Annotated in this window: 10 protein-coding genes and 2 pseudogenes; 2 read left to right on the top strand and 10 right to left on the bottom strand. The window is 49.9% G+C overall.

All coding sequences use genetic code 11. The features are described from left to right. Nucleotides 1-84: 84 nt before the first annotated feature. The 4 genes and pseudogenes from ltrA to O3276_RS26020 form a co-directional block, all read right to left on the bottom strand. A complete protein-coding gene (gene ltrA / locus O3276_RS25070; RefSeq protein ID WP_269673230.1) occupies nt 85-1,470 on the bottom strand; it encodes a group II intron reverse transcriptase/maturase in 1,386 nt (461 codons plus the stop codon). A gap of 693 nt (nt 1,471-2,163) precedes the next feature. Continuing rightward, nucleotides 2,164-5,055, bottom strand: a complete 2,892-nt coding sequence (locus tag O3276_RS25065) for an RAP domain-containing protein (RefSeq protein ID WP_269673747.1) — start codon at nt 5,053-5,055, stop codon at nt 2,164-2,166. Nucleotides 5,056-5,368: 313 nt separating this feature from the next. After that, nucleotides 5,369-9,250 carry a hypothetical protein gene (locus O3276_RS25060; RefSeq protein WP_269673746.1) on the bottom strand — a complete coding sequence of 1,294 codons (3,882 nt, stop codon included), beginning with the start codon at nt 9,248-9,250 and terminating at the stop codon, nt 5,369-5,371. Between the two features lie 126 nt (nt 9,251-9,376). Next, nucleotides 9,377-9,517, bottom strand: a pseudogene (locus O3276_RS26020) (transposase domain-containing protein); the annotation flags it as partial. Here O3276_RS26020 and O3276_RS25055 point away from each other — a divergent pair. Then, a pseudogene (locus tag O3276_RS25055) lies at nt 9,508-9,687 on the top strand (IS1595-like element ISEnu2 family transposase); the annotation flags it as partial. The pseudogenes O3276_RS26020 and O3276_RS25055 sit on opposite strands and share 10 nt — an antisense overlap. On the opposite strand, the gene O3276_RS25050 reads toward O3276_RS25055, so the two are convergent. The 6 genes from O3276_RS25050 to O3276_RS25025 all read right to left on the bottom strand — a co-directional run bounded on the left by O3276_RS25050 (nt 9,672) and on the right by O3276_RS25025 (nt 16,499). Beyond that, nucleotides 9,672-12,782: a hypothetical protein gene (locus O3276_RS25050; RefSeq protein ID WP_269673745.1), complete on the bottom strand. Its 3,111-nt coding sequence runs from the start codon at nt 12,780-12,782 to the stop codon at nt 9,672-9,674. The pseudogene O3276_RS25055 and the gene O3276_RS25050 overlap by 16 nt on opposite strands. Nucleotides 12,783-12,792: 10 nt before the next feature. Next, nucleotides 12,793-14,001, bottom strand: coding sequence for a hypothetical protein (locus O3276_RS25045; RefSeq protein ID WP_269673744.1), 1,209 nt, complete (start codon nt 13,999-14,001; stop codon nt 12,793-12,795). A 208-nt stretch (nt 14,002-14,209) separates the two neighbouring features. Then, nucleotides 14,210-14,371 (bottom strand): hypothetical protein, encoded by a 162-nt coding sequence (locus O3276_RS26015; protein WP_442876551.1) that lies wholly within the window; start codon nt 14,369-14,371, stop codon nt 14,210-14,212. A gap of 26 nt (nt 14,372-14,397) precedes the next feature. Continuing rightward, nucleotides 14,398-15,093, bottom strand: coding sequence for a hypothetical protein (locus tag O3276_RS25035; RefSeq protein ID WP_269673743.1), 696 nt, complete (start codon nt 15,091-15,093; stop codon nt 14,398-14,400). 30 nt (nt 15,094-15,123) lie between these two features. Beyond that, a complete protein-coding gene (locus tag O3276_RS25030) occupies nt 15,124-15,966 on the bottom strand; it encodes a transposase (RefSeq protein WP_269673742.1) in 843 nt (280 codons plus the stop codon). Between the two features lie 113 nt (nt 15,967-16,079). Next, nucleotides 16,080-16,499, bottom strand: a complete 420-nt coding sequence (locus O3276_RS25025) for a hypothetical protein (protein WP_269673741.1) — start codon at nt 16,497-16,499, stop codon at nt 16,080-16,082. Nucleotides 16,500-16,703: 204 nt separating this feature from the next. Between O3276_RS25025 and O3276_RS25020 the strand changes: the two genes are divergently transcribed. Further along, nucleotides 16,704-16,886, top strand: a complete 183-nt coding sequence (locus O3276_RS25020) for a hypothetical protein (protein WP_269673740.1) — start codon at nt 16,704-16,706, stop codon at nt 16,884-16,886. The last annotated feature ends 33 nt before the right edge of the window (nt 16,887-16,919 follow it).

The raw sequence follows: 16,919 nt of genomic DNA, 5'->3' as shown, positions 1-16,919 counted from the left end.
TATCGATTGGGGTCACAGTAGGAATGGCGGTCACCCGCCACCCCCTGCGCAGATCCGTACTTGCACTGCTAGCGCATACGGCTCCTACCTCGAGTATTTAACGTCAAACCGTTGCTCCGGCCATGGATGAAGAACTTTTACTTTGGGCAACACAGTGTTGATGAAGGCACCAAACTTCTTCCAGTTCAGTCTGCTTCTCTGGCTGCGCCGCTTCAAGGCTTTGTACCAAATCTTTTGCACTGCTGTCCTGAAGGCATTGATTCTCAGTCCATTGCCAGGCACCGAAAAGTAGTTCATGTGACCTTGCAGTACACGTCTCAACCACTTCAACTGCTCCGGCACGGGGTCATGCCTGTGTTTCAGGAGATAGTCTTTGATCTTGCTCAATGTCGCTCGCATTCGCTCTTTGCTGGTTCGTCTGACAATGTTGAAGTTTCCACTGCTTCGACTAATACCGCAGATATGAGTAAATCCAAGAAACGTAAACGTCTCCGGCTTTCCCTGCTCCCTTTTCTTCAAGTCAACTTTGGCAAAGCGACCAAAGCGTATCAATCGGGTTTTATCCTCATGCAAGGACAAACCAAACTGCCCAAGTCTTTTACCAAGCTCACTCAGGAAGACCTTTGCATCATGCTCACGCTGAAAGCCCAGCACACTGTCATCCGCAAAGCGAACCACAATCATTCGTCCAGAGGCTTCCCGCTTTCGCCATTGGTCAACCCAAAGGTCAAACACGTAGTGCAAATAAATATTTGATAATAGCGGCGATATCACCGATCCCTGTGGCATCCCTCTTACGCTTCGAACACGACGACCATCCCCGTCGTAGTGCCCTACTTGTATCCACTGTCTTATCAAGCGGATAATGCGCTTGTCCCTCACCCGATGCTCTAAAAACATGATCAGCCACTCATGTTCGACCTGTTCGAAGAATTTCCGAATATCCAGATCCAGCACCCAGTTCACCGGATTACGTTTGATTCCCACCGTCAGAGCATCCAATGCATCATGTTGGCTTTTCAAAGGTCGGTAACCGTAAGAAAAACCACGGAAATCATTCTCGTAAATCCCCTCCAATACCTTGACTACTGCCTGCTGGACTATCTTATCTTCCAGACAGAATACACTGATCGGACGCTCACCACCGTCAGCCTTCGGAATCATTATCCTTCTGGCCGCTCGGGGGCGATAGCTTCCTTTATGTAATCGTTCGTGCAAGGATGCCAGCCGGTTATCCAAATCCCGCTGATAGGTTTGCCATGTAACACCATCTACCCCCGCTGCCGACCTCCGTTTCAATTGAAAGAAACAGTCTTTCAACAGATAAGGTGTAATATGGTGAAACAAGGCCGTGAACTGTAAACGACGATCCTTTGCCGCAGCCTGACGTATACCCAACAGATTGGACATAGTGCTATTCCCGCGCTGAGTCGGGTCACGGACATCCTGTTGGATATTCCTCTTGGTCAAACCCCTTTCCTCCACAACCTCCGCCACAGATCTCTCTGCTTTGTTCGGCGCTTCTCAGGTACTATGGGCTTGTCCGACTTCCTGCCGACGACAATAGGCGTATGGCTATTAACCTTCCCTACTGCGTCTCCTATGGCTAAACAGGAGAAACCAGCAGGATCTCCCGAGTTCCGCACAAGATGCGTACCTGCATGCACAAGGTCTCCGACTGCGCGAGGCCCACAGGTCACTTGCGGTGTAGTGCAACCTGCAATATTGCTTTCTGCATCGCTTAACAACATCAGCACCTCGGATTATTGGATTTCGCAGCTCAATACTTAGCCTACAGGCTCCCCTGTCAACGCTTCACCGGATACCTTACGATATACGGCGCATGACTCGAGGCTGGGGCGACCCGCCAGTCTTACCCCACAGGGACTTTCACCCTTAACATCTTGCCGATTTATCTCGGCACACTAAGCGACACATTATCGGTGATAAATGCTGGTAAAATGGGGCCTCATTCAGAAAAAAACGACAATGCTGTGTTTTGGAACTCTTCCATATACTCATGATGAAAGAGCATTGGAAAGACAATGACCCAGCGGGGGAGAAACTTTTAGATCTGCTACCATTTTTTGATGTCAATGATAGGTAATTTCAACCTGGGTACAGAAAACAAAAAGTGTGGCAATCATGATGGAAGGGAGGAGATTACTTGCTGTTGTTTCTCTTCTTTTTTTTTCTTTTTGGTTTGCCGGTGTGCTCTTCTGAATGTTCTTCGTCGGTTAAGTGAAAGTAATCTGAGGGTTGCCTTCCTTTATCGGTGGTCATGTGTGCCTCATCTGCACGCCTTCTTTTAAGCCCTACAGAGGCAAGCCCTGGCAGCGAGGTGTCTACCCTGGTCTTTATGCGATCAATACATCGTTTCATGGAATCCCGGTTCCCAAGCTCGTTAACCGGGATTTCAATGACCTCAAATCCTGATTTTTGCAGCAGTGCGATTTTAAGCAGTGTCGAGCCATTCCTGGTTTTGAAATCACCACTCACGTAATGAGACGGTCCCTGAACTTCAATCACAATGTTGTGATCTGGCAGTAGCAGGTTTACCGGAGGTAATGTGTTCAGACTTTTTTCTTTTTTAATCCTCAAAGAGGGAATGCGTGATTGGAGTTGATCGTGGAAGTCGGCTTGAGTTTTTGACATGGTTGTCCGGTAATGGGGGACGAATGGACAAGGTTTCCCAAGCCAACTTGCGGCCATGGCAATGATGGATTGCTCATCTTCATTGTCCGGGAATGTATTTTCCATGCGAGTAAACAGGTCATCCAGGTGCTTTTCAAACACGTTATTTTTATTGGCATTGGGAACCAGAGACAACCTGGCACAGCATACCATTAGTCCCCAGAGAGACATTAATATGTCTTGCTGAGAGAGCTGAGGGTTTTCACTGATTTGGCAGACAAGCGATTCAAACGTAGAGGTAACCACGTTCAGCTCAACGAATTCACCCAGTTTCGCAATGGACGACAGCAGGTTGGCGATAGCCTGAGGAATAAATTGGTCTTTCTGTACGTTCACGCAGGGCAACAGCACGGCCACAGCCTGGTTGATATCTGGTGTCTGCTCCTGCCCACTGTCCAACAGTTTTGCCATGGCCCACAGCAGGTTGGCTATATGCTGAGGAATAAATTGGTCTTTATGGGCGTTCACGTAGGGTAACAGCACGGCCACGGCCTCTTTGAGCCGTGGTGTCCGCATCTGCCCATTGTCCACCAGTTTCGCCATGGCCCACAGCAGGTTGGCTATGTGCTGAGGAATAAATTGGTCTTTATGTGCGTTCACGTAGGGTAACAGCACGGCCACGGCCTCCTTGAGCCCTGGTGTCCGCACCTGCCCGTTGTCTACCAGTTTCGCTATGGCCCACAGCAGGTTGGCAATAGCCTGAGGAATAAATTGGTCTTTCTGTACGTTCACGTAGGGCAACAGCACGGCCACGGCATTTTTGAGCCCTGGTGTCCGCTCCTGCCCGTTGTCCACCAGTTTTGCCATGGCCCACAGCAGGTTGGCTATATGCTGAGGAATAAATTGGTCTTTCTGTGCGCTCACGTAGGGTAACAGCGCGGCCACGGCCGCGTTGAGCCATGGTGTCTGCGCCAGCCCGTTGTCCACCAGTTTCGCCATGGCCCACAGCAGGTTGGTGATTTCCTGTGGTTTAAAGTTAGCTTTCTGGGCGTTTACTTGGGGTAACAGCGCGGCCACGGCTTCTTTGAACTCAGGTGTTTGCTTCTGCCCATTGTCCACCAGTTTCGCCATGGCCCACAGCAGGTTGGCGATTTCCTGAGGTTTAAAGTTAGTTTTCTGCGCGTTTACGTGGGGCAACAGCGCGGCCACGGCCTCGTTGAGCTCTGGTGACTGCGTCTGCCCGTTGTCCACCAGTTTCGCCATGGCCCACAGCAGGTTGCCGACAGCCTGGGGAATAAATTGGTCTTTCTGTGCGTTCACCCGGGGCAGCAGTGCGGCTAAGGCCTCTTTGAGCCCTGGTATCTGCTCCTGCCCGTTGTCCACCAGTTTCGCCATGGCCCACAGCAGGTTGGTGATTTCCTGTGGTTTAAAATTAGCTTTCTGGGCGTTTACGTGGAGCAACAGCACGGGCACAGCTTCTTGGAACTCTGGTGTCCGCTCCTGGCCGTTGTCTGTCAGTTTCGCCATGGCCCACAGCAGGTTGGTGATTTCCTGTGGTTTAAAGTTAGCTTTCTGTGCGTTTACCTGGGGCAACAGCGCGGCCACGGCTTCTTTGAACTCAGGTGTTTGCTTCTGCCCACTGTCCACCAGTTTCGCCATGGCCCACAGCAGGTTGGCGATTTCCTGAGGTTTAAAGTTAGCTTTCTGCGCGTTTACGTGGGGCAACAGCGCGGCCACGGCCTCGTTGAGCCCTGGTGTCTGCACCTGCCCGTTGTCCACCAGTTTTGCCATGGCCCACAGCAGGTTGGCGATTGGCTGGGTGTCAATATCGCTGGCTCCGGGTTGTAGGTGGCACTTGAATATTATTGCATCAAGTAGCGTTGACAATAAGGCAGCTTGAGTATGCCTGACACCCTCATCCATGGGGTGATGAGGGGTAAAAGCACCTGCTGAAGTAAATGAATGAAGTGTTGTCGTCAGGCTTCGCCAATTCCAGCTCCGTGTTACTGTAAAATTTTGCAGAAAACGCATCAGCTGGCTTTGTTCCGCTCGATTTAACGGTCTTTTAGAAGCTGACGCGTATTTTTTAATGGTACTGGCAAATTGACCATGATTACTCCCATTATAGCGTTGAGCGAAACGAGCAGATTTACTCAACAGATCATGCATTATTTCCGGGTTGATAAGGGCATTAAAATCTTGAGCAGGGGTAGGGGTTACTGAACGACACTGTAGATTTTGAGAAGTGTATGCGCAAGAAGCAGGGTAAAATTCATTACGCCCCGGGATAGTGCGGTAGGAATTATCCCTCTGTCTTACCGTGTCATGTCTATATCGCCCAAGCCTTGAAGAAGCGGCCTGGTTATCCGGTTGGTGGTAATAATGGCCTGATCTTGCGTTAGCAGCAGAGGTTCTATGCATAGTTATATTTCATTAATTCACGAAAATATAATAAAGCAGACAGCTGTTCTGTGCAGAGGTTCATTTTGCTGCAATATCTAAACTAAGTTTCTGCCAAAATGGAATTACATGGTCGTACCAGTGGAAACAATAAATGTCGATTTTATTTCGGGACAATTACCTGGGAGGCTGAATGAGAAGAATAGCGCCCGTAACGAGGATGGCAGAAAATTGAGGATAAAAATTCGGTTTTTTGGGTCACAGTAGGAATGGCGGTCACCCACCCCCCCCTGCGCAGACCGTAGTTGCACTTTCAAGACCTTCTTCATGCATATCACAGCCCTTGCAGGAACTCTTCCATCCAGTCATCGTTGTTGACCAGTTCTGACTCTGTCGCCAATGAATCCAATGTCGCCAATGAATCCAAATCCCATTCCACTATTTCATCAAGCCCAAGTGGGTCTCTTCTCCTGTTCTCGCTGGCTTCATGCCATTCTTTCCGTGTTTCTGAATCCACTGCGTAGCTCATTTTGCAGATAGCAGTGCTTAATTCAACAGAAGTCATTCGGCTTCGGTGGGGTTCCAGCAGTTCAAGTTCTGCATTTCCCAATTCGCGAAAACGATCCAGCGCTTCCATTGCCGCGTCAAAGTTAGATAGCGGCCCTTGAATGCGACGGTTGGCAACCTGGTTCCCTTGAGTTGGTATGCTTGCCCTTGCTGGAAGTCCTTGCTGAGGGCTTGATGTTACTACTGGCGTTTTTGCTGCCTCAATCTGTTCCAACTTTGCAACCACCGCTTTCTTAACGAGGTCTGGAACAATGCCGTCTTTATCATCTTTGATAACCGGGCTGAGTGCCGTGCATAAACGGACGTTTAGCTGGCCGCTGCTGGCATAGTGTTCAAGAGATGACCAGACCGCAGGCTTTAATGGTTTATGGCAATTGATTAGTCTAATAATCAGAGAGGGTGCCACCAGGTGTGGTATTTTTTTCGGCTTGGCTTTCTTGGGCTCTTTGGTTCTCGCTTTCATTTGGGCTAATTTTGCCTCAAGCCTGATCGCATAGGGATCGCGCTTGTCCTGAGGCTTTTTATACCATTGTTCTGTGAACTCGGTTGCCTTGAAAAAGGCGGTTAACTGTTGCAATGTCCAGTTCTTTATAACAAAGGCGGTATCTCTCGGGGTAAACTCTGGATTTTGGAGTACCACCGGATCGCCATCGGCTGGCAAAACGGTTAGTCTTTGATTCTTGAATTGATATTCTGTTTGTTCAAGCTCAATTAACATGGCCGTGATAAAGCGCCACAGGCGTTCCTGGCCCGACATGGCGGGATCACCACCGACCATCACCCCTCTTTTATCATCTGTTGCCACTCGGTTTGAAAAGCAGAGATCCGGTATTTTCTCTTGTTCAGGTAGAGCGTGGTTGGTGAGCAGCATTCCTGCCAGCAACCGTTGCTGAATCGTGACATCAGGAGCGGTTTCAGGGGTAGCCTGATAGTCAAGACAGGCATCCATGAATTGCTGCATTTTGCGTTGTCCAAGCACCCGATGTAACCCGCGCCACTGTGAGATGGTGGGCAAGGTTTTGAATAGCTCATCCATCTTATCCGCGTATTTTGCGCGGTTATGTTCTGATTGTTGCCAGAGAATCTCCAGCATCGTGCGTTTGGATTGCGTGAAGTCAAATCGCTGGCCAAGCTGTTGGCAAAGTGGTTTTAATGCATACCACTGTTCCTGAGTTGGGGCTGGCTTCAGGTTTCTGCACAGTTCAAGGTATTCCTGCCTCTCAGATTCAGGGAGTTGCGTTAGTGCAAATTTTGTTAAAGCCAGTGGTGCAGGAATGGATAATGCCTGAGTGAGTACTCCTTTGCAGCGTGGATTTTCACGATATTTTTCCATCCAGAATTGGATACCAGTTCTTCCATGGATAGCCAATATCGGTAGTAGTGATTTCAGCGCAGCACGAACAGCCACTCTGCCATTTCGAGAACTCTTGTGGGCGGCCAGATATTGTTGGAATTCGGCAATTTTCATGCGCCATGTTGCGGGCCCAGAGAAGAACAGAGCCAGTGCTTTCATTTGACTCGATTCTAAAAGATCTTCATCACTATGGTCGTCTCCATGTTCAGTGGTACAAACATGCTGATTAAGACATTGGCGAAGTGTTTTCTCATTTTCAGTCAGTTTTTCTGCTGAGGGCACACCAAAACTTGTAAATATTCGGCAAGAAAGTTTCAGTATATTCTTATTTTCATCCGAGGGTAGCCATTGAACGAACGCTTCCACCTTGGCTTTGTCGGGCAAGCCTTTGTCATGACACATGGAGGAAAAGCCCCGCAGCAGTTCCAGGCTGAATTCGCCGTTCACCTTCCAGCACTCCCACGCTTTGAGCGCTTCCACCTTCGCTTTGTCGGGCAAGCCTTTGCCATGACACATGGAGGAAAAGGCCCGCAGCAGTTCCAGGCTGAATTCGCCGTTCACCTTCCAGCACTCCCACGCTTTGAGCGCTTCCACCTTCGCTTTGTCGGGCAAGCCTTTGCCTTGACACATGGAGGAAAAGGCCCGCAGCAGTTCCAGGCTGAATTTGCCGTTCACCTTCCAGCACTCCCACGCTTTGAGCGCTTCCACCTTCGCTTTGTCGGGCAAGCCTTTGCCATGACACATGGAGGAAAAGGCCCGCAGCAGTTCCAGGCTGAATTCGCCGTTCACCTTCCAGCACTCCCACGCTTTGAGCGCTTCCACCTTCGCTTTGTCGGGCAAGCCCCTACTGCTCATCATGGAGGAAAAGGCCCGCAGCAGTTCCAGTCTGAATTCGCCGTTCACCTTCCAGCACTCCCACGCTTTGAGCGCTTCCACCTTGGCTTTGTCGGGCAAGCCTTTGCCATGACACATGGAGGAAAAGGCCCGCAGCAGTTCCAGGCTGAATTCGCCGTTCACCTTCCAGCACTCCCACGCTTTGAGCGCTTCCACCTTCGCTTTGTCGGGCAAGCCCCTACTGCTCATCATGGAGGAAAAGGCCCGCAGCAGTTCCAGGCTGAATTCGCCGTTCACCTTCCAGCACTCCCACGCCACGAACGCTTCCACCTTCGCTTTGTCGGGCAAGCCTTTGCCATGACACATGGAGGAAAAGGCCCGCAGCAGTTCCAGGCTGAATTCGCCGTTCACCTTCCAGCACTCCCACGCCACGAACGCTACCACCTTCGCTTTGTCGGGCAAGCCTTTGCCATTACACATGGAGGAAAAGGCCCGCAGCAGTTCCAGGCTGAATTCGCCGTTCACCTTCCAGCACTCCCACGCCACGAACGCTACCACCTTCGCTTTGTCGGGCAAGCCTTTGCAATGACACAGGGAGGCAATCTGTTTCAAGCATGGGTTAGCAGCAACCGCCTGAATGTTTTCCTCGCTTTCTTCTGCAAACTTTTTTATCTGAGTCTTCGACTTGAGCATGCTGGTAAGGCAGCTGGTATTGGTAATCTGCTGGGGATTGACAGCTAAAAAGAACGTGTTGGCCTTGGCAAAATAGCCTTTGAAAGTCTGAGAATCTTTAACAATGCTGAAGTTTTTTAACTTGGAAAAGAGGAAATGTGCGGGCGGCTTTCCCCTGTCTCGCGCTAACTGGATTTTCCTGTCTTTGAGGTTTTTCAGAAGAGTCCCGGCATTCGTTAATATTGCTTGAATTTCTTGATTATTTAAATGTGTGCGCAGTTCATTTTGCTGGCTTACAGAAAATTCTGAAATTGATGTTCCACTGTTAATTTCTGTAGTGAGCGGTACATCCTTCATTGGTTCAGGCATGACCTGCACCATCGCTGAGGTATGTTCATTGCCCGTTAATAGCCTGTTGTCGCTGACTGTTGGTAGATTTCTTGATAGGAAACTGATCACTCCCGGAAGCCTGGAAGCTGCGTCAGCAGGCATGGCCGGTTCGGTCTCCATTGGCTCCGGATTAGCAGGTAGCGAAGTTGCAGAACACATAATACGCCTGCTGTTGTCAGTAACACGCCTGCGCTTTATGGGTGGAATGGGCCCGGATTCAGATTGCAGTTGATGCGGTGGAAATGTTCCAGTGCCCGTTGTTGTCTGTTCCACTTGGTAACCTGACATGGATCGCTTTCTTTTTTGTTTTCGGCTGCTTGCTGGCTGGTGCCTTCCGGCTTCAGTGGATGTTAACGGGGATGCCGTGTCTGCGGTTACTGAGGAGGAAGGTGACTGCATGGTTTCTTTGGGGATTACCTGTTTCCAGTTGGAGAATCTTCTGGGGATGACAACAATAGAGCTATTGACCTGGTCAGCCCGGTAAAGTTCCAGGCAGCCGGTATCAGGGAAGGCTGACCTGTTTTGTCAGGCAGTCTTATGAGATGTGTTACGGAATAGCGCACCGCTGGCTTTTACATTCCAGGGCAGGAGTGCTTCCAGCTTCTCAACCGTATCCGCATACGGCAGTTCCTCCAGTACGTAACAAATGTAATGAGAAGAAGACAGAGTGTCGACAAATACCGGTCATGGTAGCCAGAGACCGCGATAATCAGACGGTTGATGGCATTCTGGAGAATCAGGGTGCAGACGAGCTTTGTCGTCATTTGCACAGTCGAATAAATATTGAAGCAGTCGTATGCACCGATGCAAGCCTTGCATATCACAGCCCTTGTAGGAACTCTTCCATCCAGTCATCGTTGTTGACCCGTTCTGACTCTGTCGCCAATGAATCCAATGTCGCCAATGAATCCAAATCCCATGCCACTATTTCATCAAGCCCAAGTGGGTCTCTTCTCCTTTTCTCGCTGGCTTCATGCCATTCTTTCCGTGTTTCTGAATCCACTGCGTAGCTCATTTTGCAGATAGCAGTGCTTAATTCAACATAAGTCATTCGGCTTCGATGGGGTTCCAGCAGTTCAAGTTCTGCATTTCCCAATTCGCGAAAACGATCCAGAGCTTCCATTGCCGCGTCAAAGTTAGATAGCGGCCCTTGAATGCGACGGTTGGCAACCTGGTTCCTTTGAGTTGGTATGCTTGCCCTTGCTGGAAGTCCTTGCTGAGGGATTGACGTTACTACTGGCGTGTTTGCTGCCTCAATCTGTTCCAACTTTGCAACCACCGCTTTCTTAACGAGGTCTGGAACAATGCCGTCTTTATCATCTTTGATAACCGGGCTGAGTGCCGTGCATAAACGGGCGTTTAGCTGGCCGCTGCTGGCATAGTGTTCAAGAGATGACCAGACCGCAGGCTTTAATGGTTTATGGCAATTGATTAGTCTAATAATCAGAGAGGGTGCCACCAGGTGTGGTATTTTTTTCGGCTTGGCTTTCTCGGGCTCTTTGGTTCTCGCTTGCATTTGGGCTAATTTTGCCTCAAGCCTGATCGCATAGGGATCGCGCTTGTCCTGAGGCTTTTTATACCATTGTTCTGTGAACTCGGTTGCCTTGAAAAAGGCGGTTAACTGTTGCAATGTCCAGTTCTTTATAACAAAGCCGGTATCTCTCGGGGTAAACTCTGGATTTTGGAGTACAACCGGATCGCCATCGTCTGGCAAAACGGTTAGTCTTTGATTCTTGAATTGATATTCTGTTTGTTCAAGCTCAATTAACATGGCCGTGATAAAGCGCCACAGGCGTTCCTGGCCCGACATGGCGGGATCACCACCGACCATCACCCCTCTTTTATCATCTGTTGACACTCGGTTTGAAAAGCAGAGATCCGGTATTTTCTCTTGTTCAGGTAGAGCGTGGTTGGTGAGCAGCATTCCTGCCAGCAACCGTTGCTGAATCGTGACATCAGGAGCGGTTTCAGGGGTAGCCTGATAGTCAAGACAGGCATCCATGAATTGCTGCATTTTGTGTGGTCCAAGCACCCGATGTAGCCCGCGCCACTGTGAGATGGTGGGCAAGGTTTTGAATAGCTCATCCATCTTATCCGCGTATTTTGAGCGGTTATCTTCTGATTGTTGCCAGAGAATCTCCAGCATCGTGCGTTTGGATTGCGTGAAGTCAAATCGCTGGCCAAGCTGTTGGCAAAGTGGTTTTAATGCATACCACTGTTCCTGAGTTGGGGCTGGTTTCAGGTTTCTGCACAGTTCAAGGTATTCCTGCATCTCAGATTCAGGGAGTTGCGTTAGTGCAAATTTTGTTAAAGCCAGTGGTGCAGGAATGGCTAATGCCTGAGTGAGTACTCCTTTGCAGCGTGGATTTTCACGATATTTTTCCATCCAGAACTGGATACCAGTTCCTCCATGGATAGCCAATATCGGTAGCAATGATTTCAGCGCAGCACGAACAGCCACTCTGTCATGTCGAGGACTCTTGTGGGCAGCCAGATATTGTTGGAATTCGGCAATTTTCATGCGCCATTTTGCGGGCCCAGAGAAGAACAGAGCCAGTGCTTTCATTTGACTCGATTCTAAAAGATCTTCATCACTATTGTCGTCTCCATGTTCAATGGTACAACCATGCTGTTTAAGACATTGGCGAAGTGTTTTCTCATTTTCAGTCAGTTTTTCTGCTGAGGGCAAACCAAAACTTGCAAATATTCGGCAAGAAAGTTTCAGAATATTCTTATTTTCATCCGAGGATAGCCATTGAACGAACGCTGCCACCTTCGCTTTGTCGGGCAAGCCTTTGCCATGACACATGGAGGAAAAGGCCTGCAGCAGTTCCAGGCTGAATTCGCCGTTCACCTTCCAGCACTCCCACGCTTTGAGCGCTTCCACCTTCGTTTTGTCGGGCAAGCCCCTACTGCTCATCATGGAGGAAAAGGCCCGCAGCAGTTCCAGGCTGAATTCGCCGTTCACCTTCCAGCACTCCCACGCTTTGAGCGCTTCCACCTTCGCTTTGTCAGGCAAGCCTTTGCCATGACACATGGAGGAAAAGGCCCGCAGCAGTTCCAGGCTGAATTCGCCGTTCACCTTCCAGCACTCCCACGCTTTGAGCGCTTCCACCTTCGCTTTGTCGGGCAAGCCCCTACTGCTCATCATGGAGGAAAAGGCCCGCAGCAGTTCCAGGCTGAATTCGCCGTTCACCTTCCAGCACTCCCACGCTTTGAGCGCTTCCACCTTCGCTTTGTCAGGCAAGCCCCTACTGCTCATCATGGAGGAAAAGGCCCGCAGCAGTTCCAGGCTGAATTCGCCGTTCACCTTCCAGCACTCCCACGCTTTGAGCGCTTCCACCTTCGCTTTGTCAGGCAAGCCCCTACTGCTCATCATGGAGGAAAAGGCCCGCAGCAGTTCCAGGCTGAATTCACCGTTCACCTTCCAGCACTCCCACGCTTTGAGCGCTTCCACCTTCGCTCTGTCGGGCAAGCCTTTGCCATGACACATGGAGGAAAAGGTCCGCAGCAGTTCCAGGCTGAATTCGCCGTTCACCTTCCAGCACTCCCACGCTTTGAGCGCTTCCACCTTCGCTTGGTCGGGCAAGCCCCTACTGCTCATCATGGAAGAAAAGGCCCGCAGCAGTTCCAGGCTGAATTCACTGTTCACCTTCCAGCACTCCCACGCTTTGAGCGCTTCCACCTTCGCTTGGTCGGGCAAGCCCCTACTGCTCATCATGGAAGAAAAGGCCCGCAGCAGTTCCAGGCTGAATTCGCCGTTCACCTTCCAGCACTCCCACGCTTTGAGCGCTTCCACCTTCGCTTTGTTGGGCAAGCCTTTGCCATGACACATGGAGGAAAAGGCCCGCAGCAGTTCCAGGCTGAATTTGCCGTTCACCTTCCAGCACTCCCACGCTTTGAGCGCTTCCACCTTCGTTTTGTCGGGCAAGCCTTTGCCATTAACACATGGGGGAAAAGGCCCGCAGCAGTTCCAGGCTGAATTCGCCGTTCACCTTCCAGCACTCCCACGCTTTGAGCGCTTCCACCTTCGCTCTGTCGGGCAAGCCTTTGCCATGACACATGGAGGAAAAGGTCCGCAGCAGTTCCAGGCTGAATTCGCCGTTCACCTTCCAGCACTGCCACGCCACGAACGCTTCCACCTTCGCTTTGTCGGGCAAGCCCCTACTGCTCATCATGGAGGAAAAGGCCCGCAGCAGTTCCAGGCTGAATTCGCCGTTCACCTTCCAGCACTCCCACGCCACGAGCGCTTCCACTTTCGCTTTGTCGGGCAAGCCCCTACTGCTCATCATGGAGGAAAAGGCCCGCAGCAGTTCCAGGCTGAATTCGCCGTTCACCTTCCAGCACTCCCACGCCACGAACGCTTCCACCTTCGCTTTGTCGGGCAAGCCTTTGCCATGACACATGGAGGCAATCTGTTTCAAGCATGGGTTAGCAGCAACCGCCTGAATGTTTTCCTCGCTTTCTTCTGCAAACTTTTTTATCTGAGTCTTCGACTTGAGCATGCTGGTAAGGCAGCTGGTATTGGTAATCTGCTGGGGATTTACAGCTAAAAAGAACGTGTTGGCCCTGGCAAAATAGCCTTTGAAAGTCTGAGAATCTTTAACAATGCTGAAGTTTTTTAACTTGGAAAAGAGGGAATGTGCGGGCGGCTTTCCCCTGTCTCGCGCTAACTGGATTTTCCTGTCTTTGAGGTTTTTCAGAAGAGTCCCGGCATTCGTTAATATTGCTTGAATTTCTTGATTATTGAAATGTGTTCGCAGTTCATTTTGCTGGCTTACAGAAAATTCTGAAATTGATGTTTCACTGTTAATTTCTGTAGTGAGCGGTACATCCTTCATTGGTTCAGGCATGGCCGGTTCGGTTTCCATTGGCTCCGGATTAGCAGGTAGCGAAGTTGCAGAACACACAATACTCCTGCTGTTGTCAGTAACACGCCTGCGCTTTATGGGTGGGATGGGCCCGGATTCAGATTGCAGTTGATGCGGTGGCAATGTTCCAGTGTCCGTTGTTGTCTGTTCCACCTGGTAACCTGACATGGATCGCTTTCTTTCTTGTTTTCGGCGGTTTGCTGGCCGGTGCCTTCCGGCTTCAGTGGCTGTTAACGGGGATGCCGTGTCTGCGGTTACTGAGGAGGAAGGTGACTGCATGGTTTCTTCGGGGATTACCTGTTTCCAGTTGGAGAATCTTCTGGGGATGACAACAATAGAGCTATTGACCTAGTCAGCCCGGTAAAGTTCCAGGCAGCCGGTATCAGGGAAGGCTGACCTGTTTTGTCAGGCAGTCTGGCTGTGAGATGTGTTACGGGATAGCGCACCGCTGACTTTTACATTCCAGGGCCGGAGTGCTTCCAGCTTCTCAACCGTATCCACATACGGCAGTTCCTCCAGTACGTAAAATGTACTCGAAAGGCTCCAGTCCATTGTCTTTGGCACTTTCGATCAGGCTGTAATAAATGGCGCTGGCCCGGGCACCATCAGGGGTATCGGCAAACAGCCAGTTGCTGCGTCCCACAGTCAAGGGGCGAATTGCATTCTTAATGCATATCACAGCCCTTGTAGGAAGTCTTCCATCCAGTCATCGTTGTTGACCAGTTCTGACTCTGTCGCCAATGAATCCAATGTCGCCAATGAATCCAAATCCCATGCCACTATTTCATCAAGCCCAAGTGGGTCTCTTCTCCTGTTCTCGCTGGCTTCATGCCATTCTTTCCGTGTTTCTGAATCCACTGCGTAGCTCATTTTGCAGATAGCAGTGCTTAATTCAACAGAAGTCATTCGGCTTCGGTGGGGTTCCAGCAGTTCAAGTTCTGCATTTCCCAATTCGCGAAAACGATCCAGCGCTTCCATTGCCGCGTCAAAGTTAGATAGCGGCCCTTGAATGCGACGGTTGGCAACCTGGTTCCCTTGAGTTGGTATGCTTGCCCTTGCTGGAAGTCCTTGCTGAGGGCTTGATGTTACTACTGGCGTTTTTGCTGCCTCAATCTGTTCCAACTTTGCAACCACCGCTTTCTTAACGAGGTCTGGAACAATGCCGTCTTTATCATCTTTGATAACCGGGCTGAGTGCCGTGCATAAACGGACGTTTAGCTGGCCGCTGCTGGCATAGTGTTCAAGAGATGACCAGACCGCAGGCTTTAATGGTTTATTGCAATTGATTAGACTGATAATCAGAGAGGGTGCCACCAGGTGTGGTATTTTTTTCGGCTTGGCTTTCTCGGGCTCTGTGGTTCTCGCTTTCATTTGGGCTAATTTTGCTTCTTAAGGTAGACATTAAGCCCCACCCACCGCACAAAGGCCTAATCTTGTACGCCCTGAACAACCATCCCGCGCAGGGTGTTCTCGTTTCGCATTATCTCCCCAGAAGTCCAGCAGCTTCTTAATGCATGAGACCAATGACTTTCCTGCATTCATCAACGATGAAATTACATTACCAAACAGGTGAGTCCCGCTTTTCATTGCCTTGTGCGTCGAGATTTCCTCAATGCTCCCACTTTTACAGAGGTTCGCCTGTGCAGCATGGGCAAGGTACCTTTTCAAGGTCACAACCACGAAGGACCTCAGAATCAGGCTAAACACCAGTGTCGCTGATTTGGTGTTAAAACGATGCCACCCTGAGTAGGATTTGATCTCTTTGAAAATCAGCTCTATCTGCCACCGTAGACGATAGGCCTGAACCACCTCACTCAAGGTGAACTCCACCCGGTTCAGGTTGGTCACAATGAAGACCCACTTCTGTTTTTTGTCATTCCAGCGGACAACCAAACGGAATGGCCAGGCTCTGAATCCCGGCCATTCCACATCCAGGTCGAGGCATTGATCTTTGGGGAAGCCAGACAGCACATCCTTCAGTTTCTGTCCTTTGTAGCGATTGAGATTCTTGCCATCCTCCCGTACTGCGCTGAGTATCGTCGGGTTGATACTCTGAGGTGCCTTGCAGATAAAAGACCCCTCCCGGTCATCAATAGCTGCAAAGAGTTCCAGCTCAAAATAACCAGCACCCATCAGCATCAGAATATAGGCCATGGATGTTGGCAGTGACGGCAGACAGTCTCTTTCTGAACGGGTATCTTCAGTAAGCTGCACTCGCACCAGATTGTTGGTGAGAAGATCCATTGTCGTATGACCGACCTTCACCACCCCTTGGTAACATTTTGATTTTAAACGATTAAAAATCGTGCCAACCATATATTCGAATAGAATATATGCTTCAAAATCAAATGATTACGTTATTTTGGTGGTAAAAGTGGGTTATGAAGTTCGACGGCAGCAGGACTGACCGTTGAGAACCTACCGGGAAATGCTTCCTTCAGCGCATCATAGACAGCTTGCGATGAGCCGTCCTGAATAAGAATGTGCTCAAATTCTGAAAATGGACTGTCTTCATCAAACGCCATGACTTTGCGGGAAAATATTTCCAGACACTGTACCCACAGCCACAGGACAAGAGTAGGCAGCGCGTCTTTTTTAGCTTGATTTGTCCAGGAATGATAAGAGACATTCAATCCCGTCAACTCGTTAAATTTACGCTGTAGATCCGCTTGGGTATCACAGTTTCCATCACCCGCGAGGGCATCGATTAGTGAGAGGAAAAAATCCAAAGGACGGATATCTCGCTGTCGTATAGTAAAACCTAGCTGTTCCGCCATACTGAGGAGTTCTGACCGGTCGAAACAGGTCAGCAGTTTTTTTTAACTGATATACTATTTGCAGTACTCATCCTGTTCAGTCCACGATAGTGGTTTGAGAAGCTTCATTGTGGCTGTTCAGGATGAGTTTTGCACTGGTGGTATGCTTTCTTGGGCTTAATGTCTACCCTAAGAAGCACTGCTATCTGCAAAATGAGCTACGCAGTGGATTCAGAAACACGGAAAGAATGGCATGAAGCCAGCGAGAAAAGGAGAAGAGACCCACTTGGGCTTGATGAAATAGTGGAATGGGATTTGGATTCATTGGCGACATTGGATTCATTGGCGACAGAGTCAGAACTGGTCAACAACGATGACTGGATGGAAGAGTTCCTACAAGAGCTGTGATATGCATTAAGAAGGTCTTGAAAGTGCAACTAC

Origin of the sequence: Endozoicomonas sp. GU-1 (genome assembly GCF_027366395.1) — a bacterium.
Classification (GTDB): domain Bacteria; phylum Pseudomonadota; class Gammaproteobacteria; order Pseudomonadales; family Endozoicomonadaceae; genus Endozoicomonas.
The sequence above is the reverse complement of the archived record's forward strand: the minus strand, read 5'-3'. Positions and strand labels throughout refer to the sequence as shown.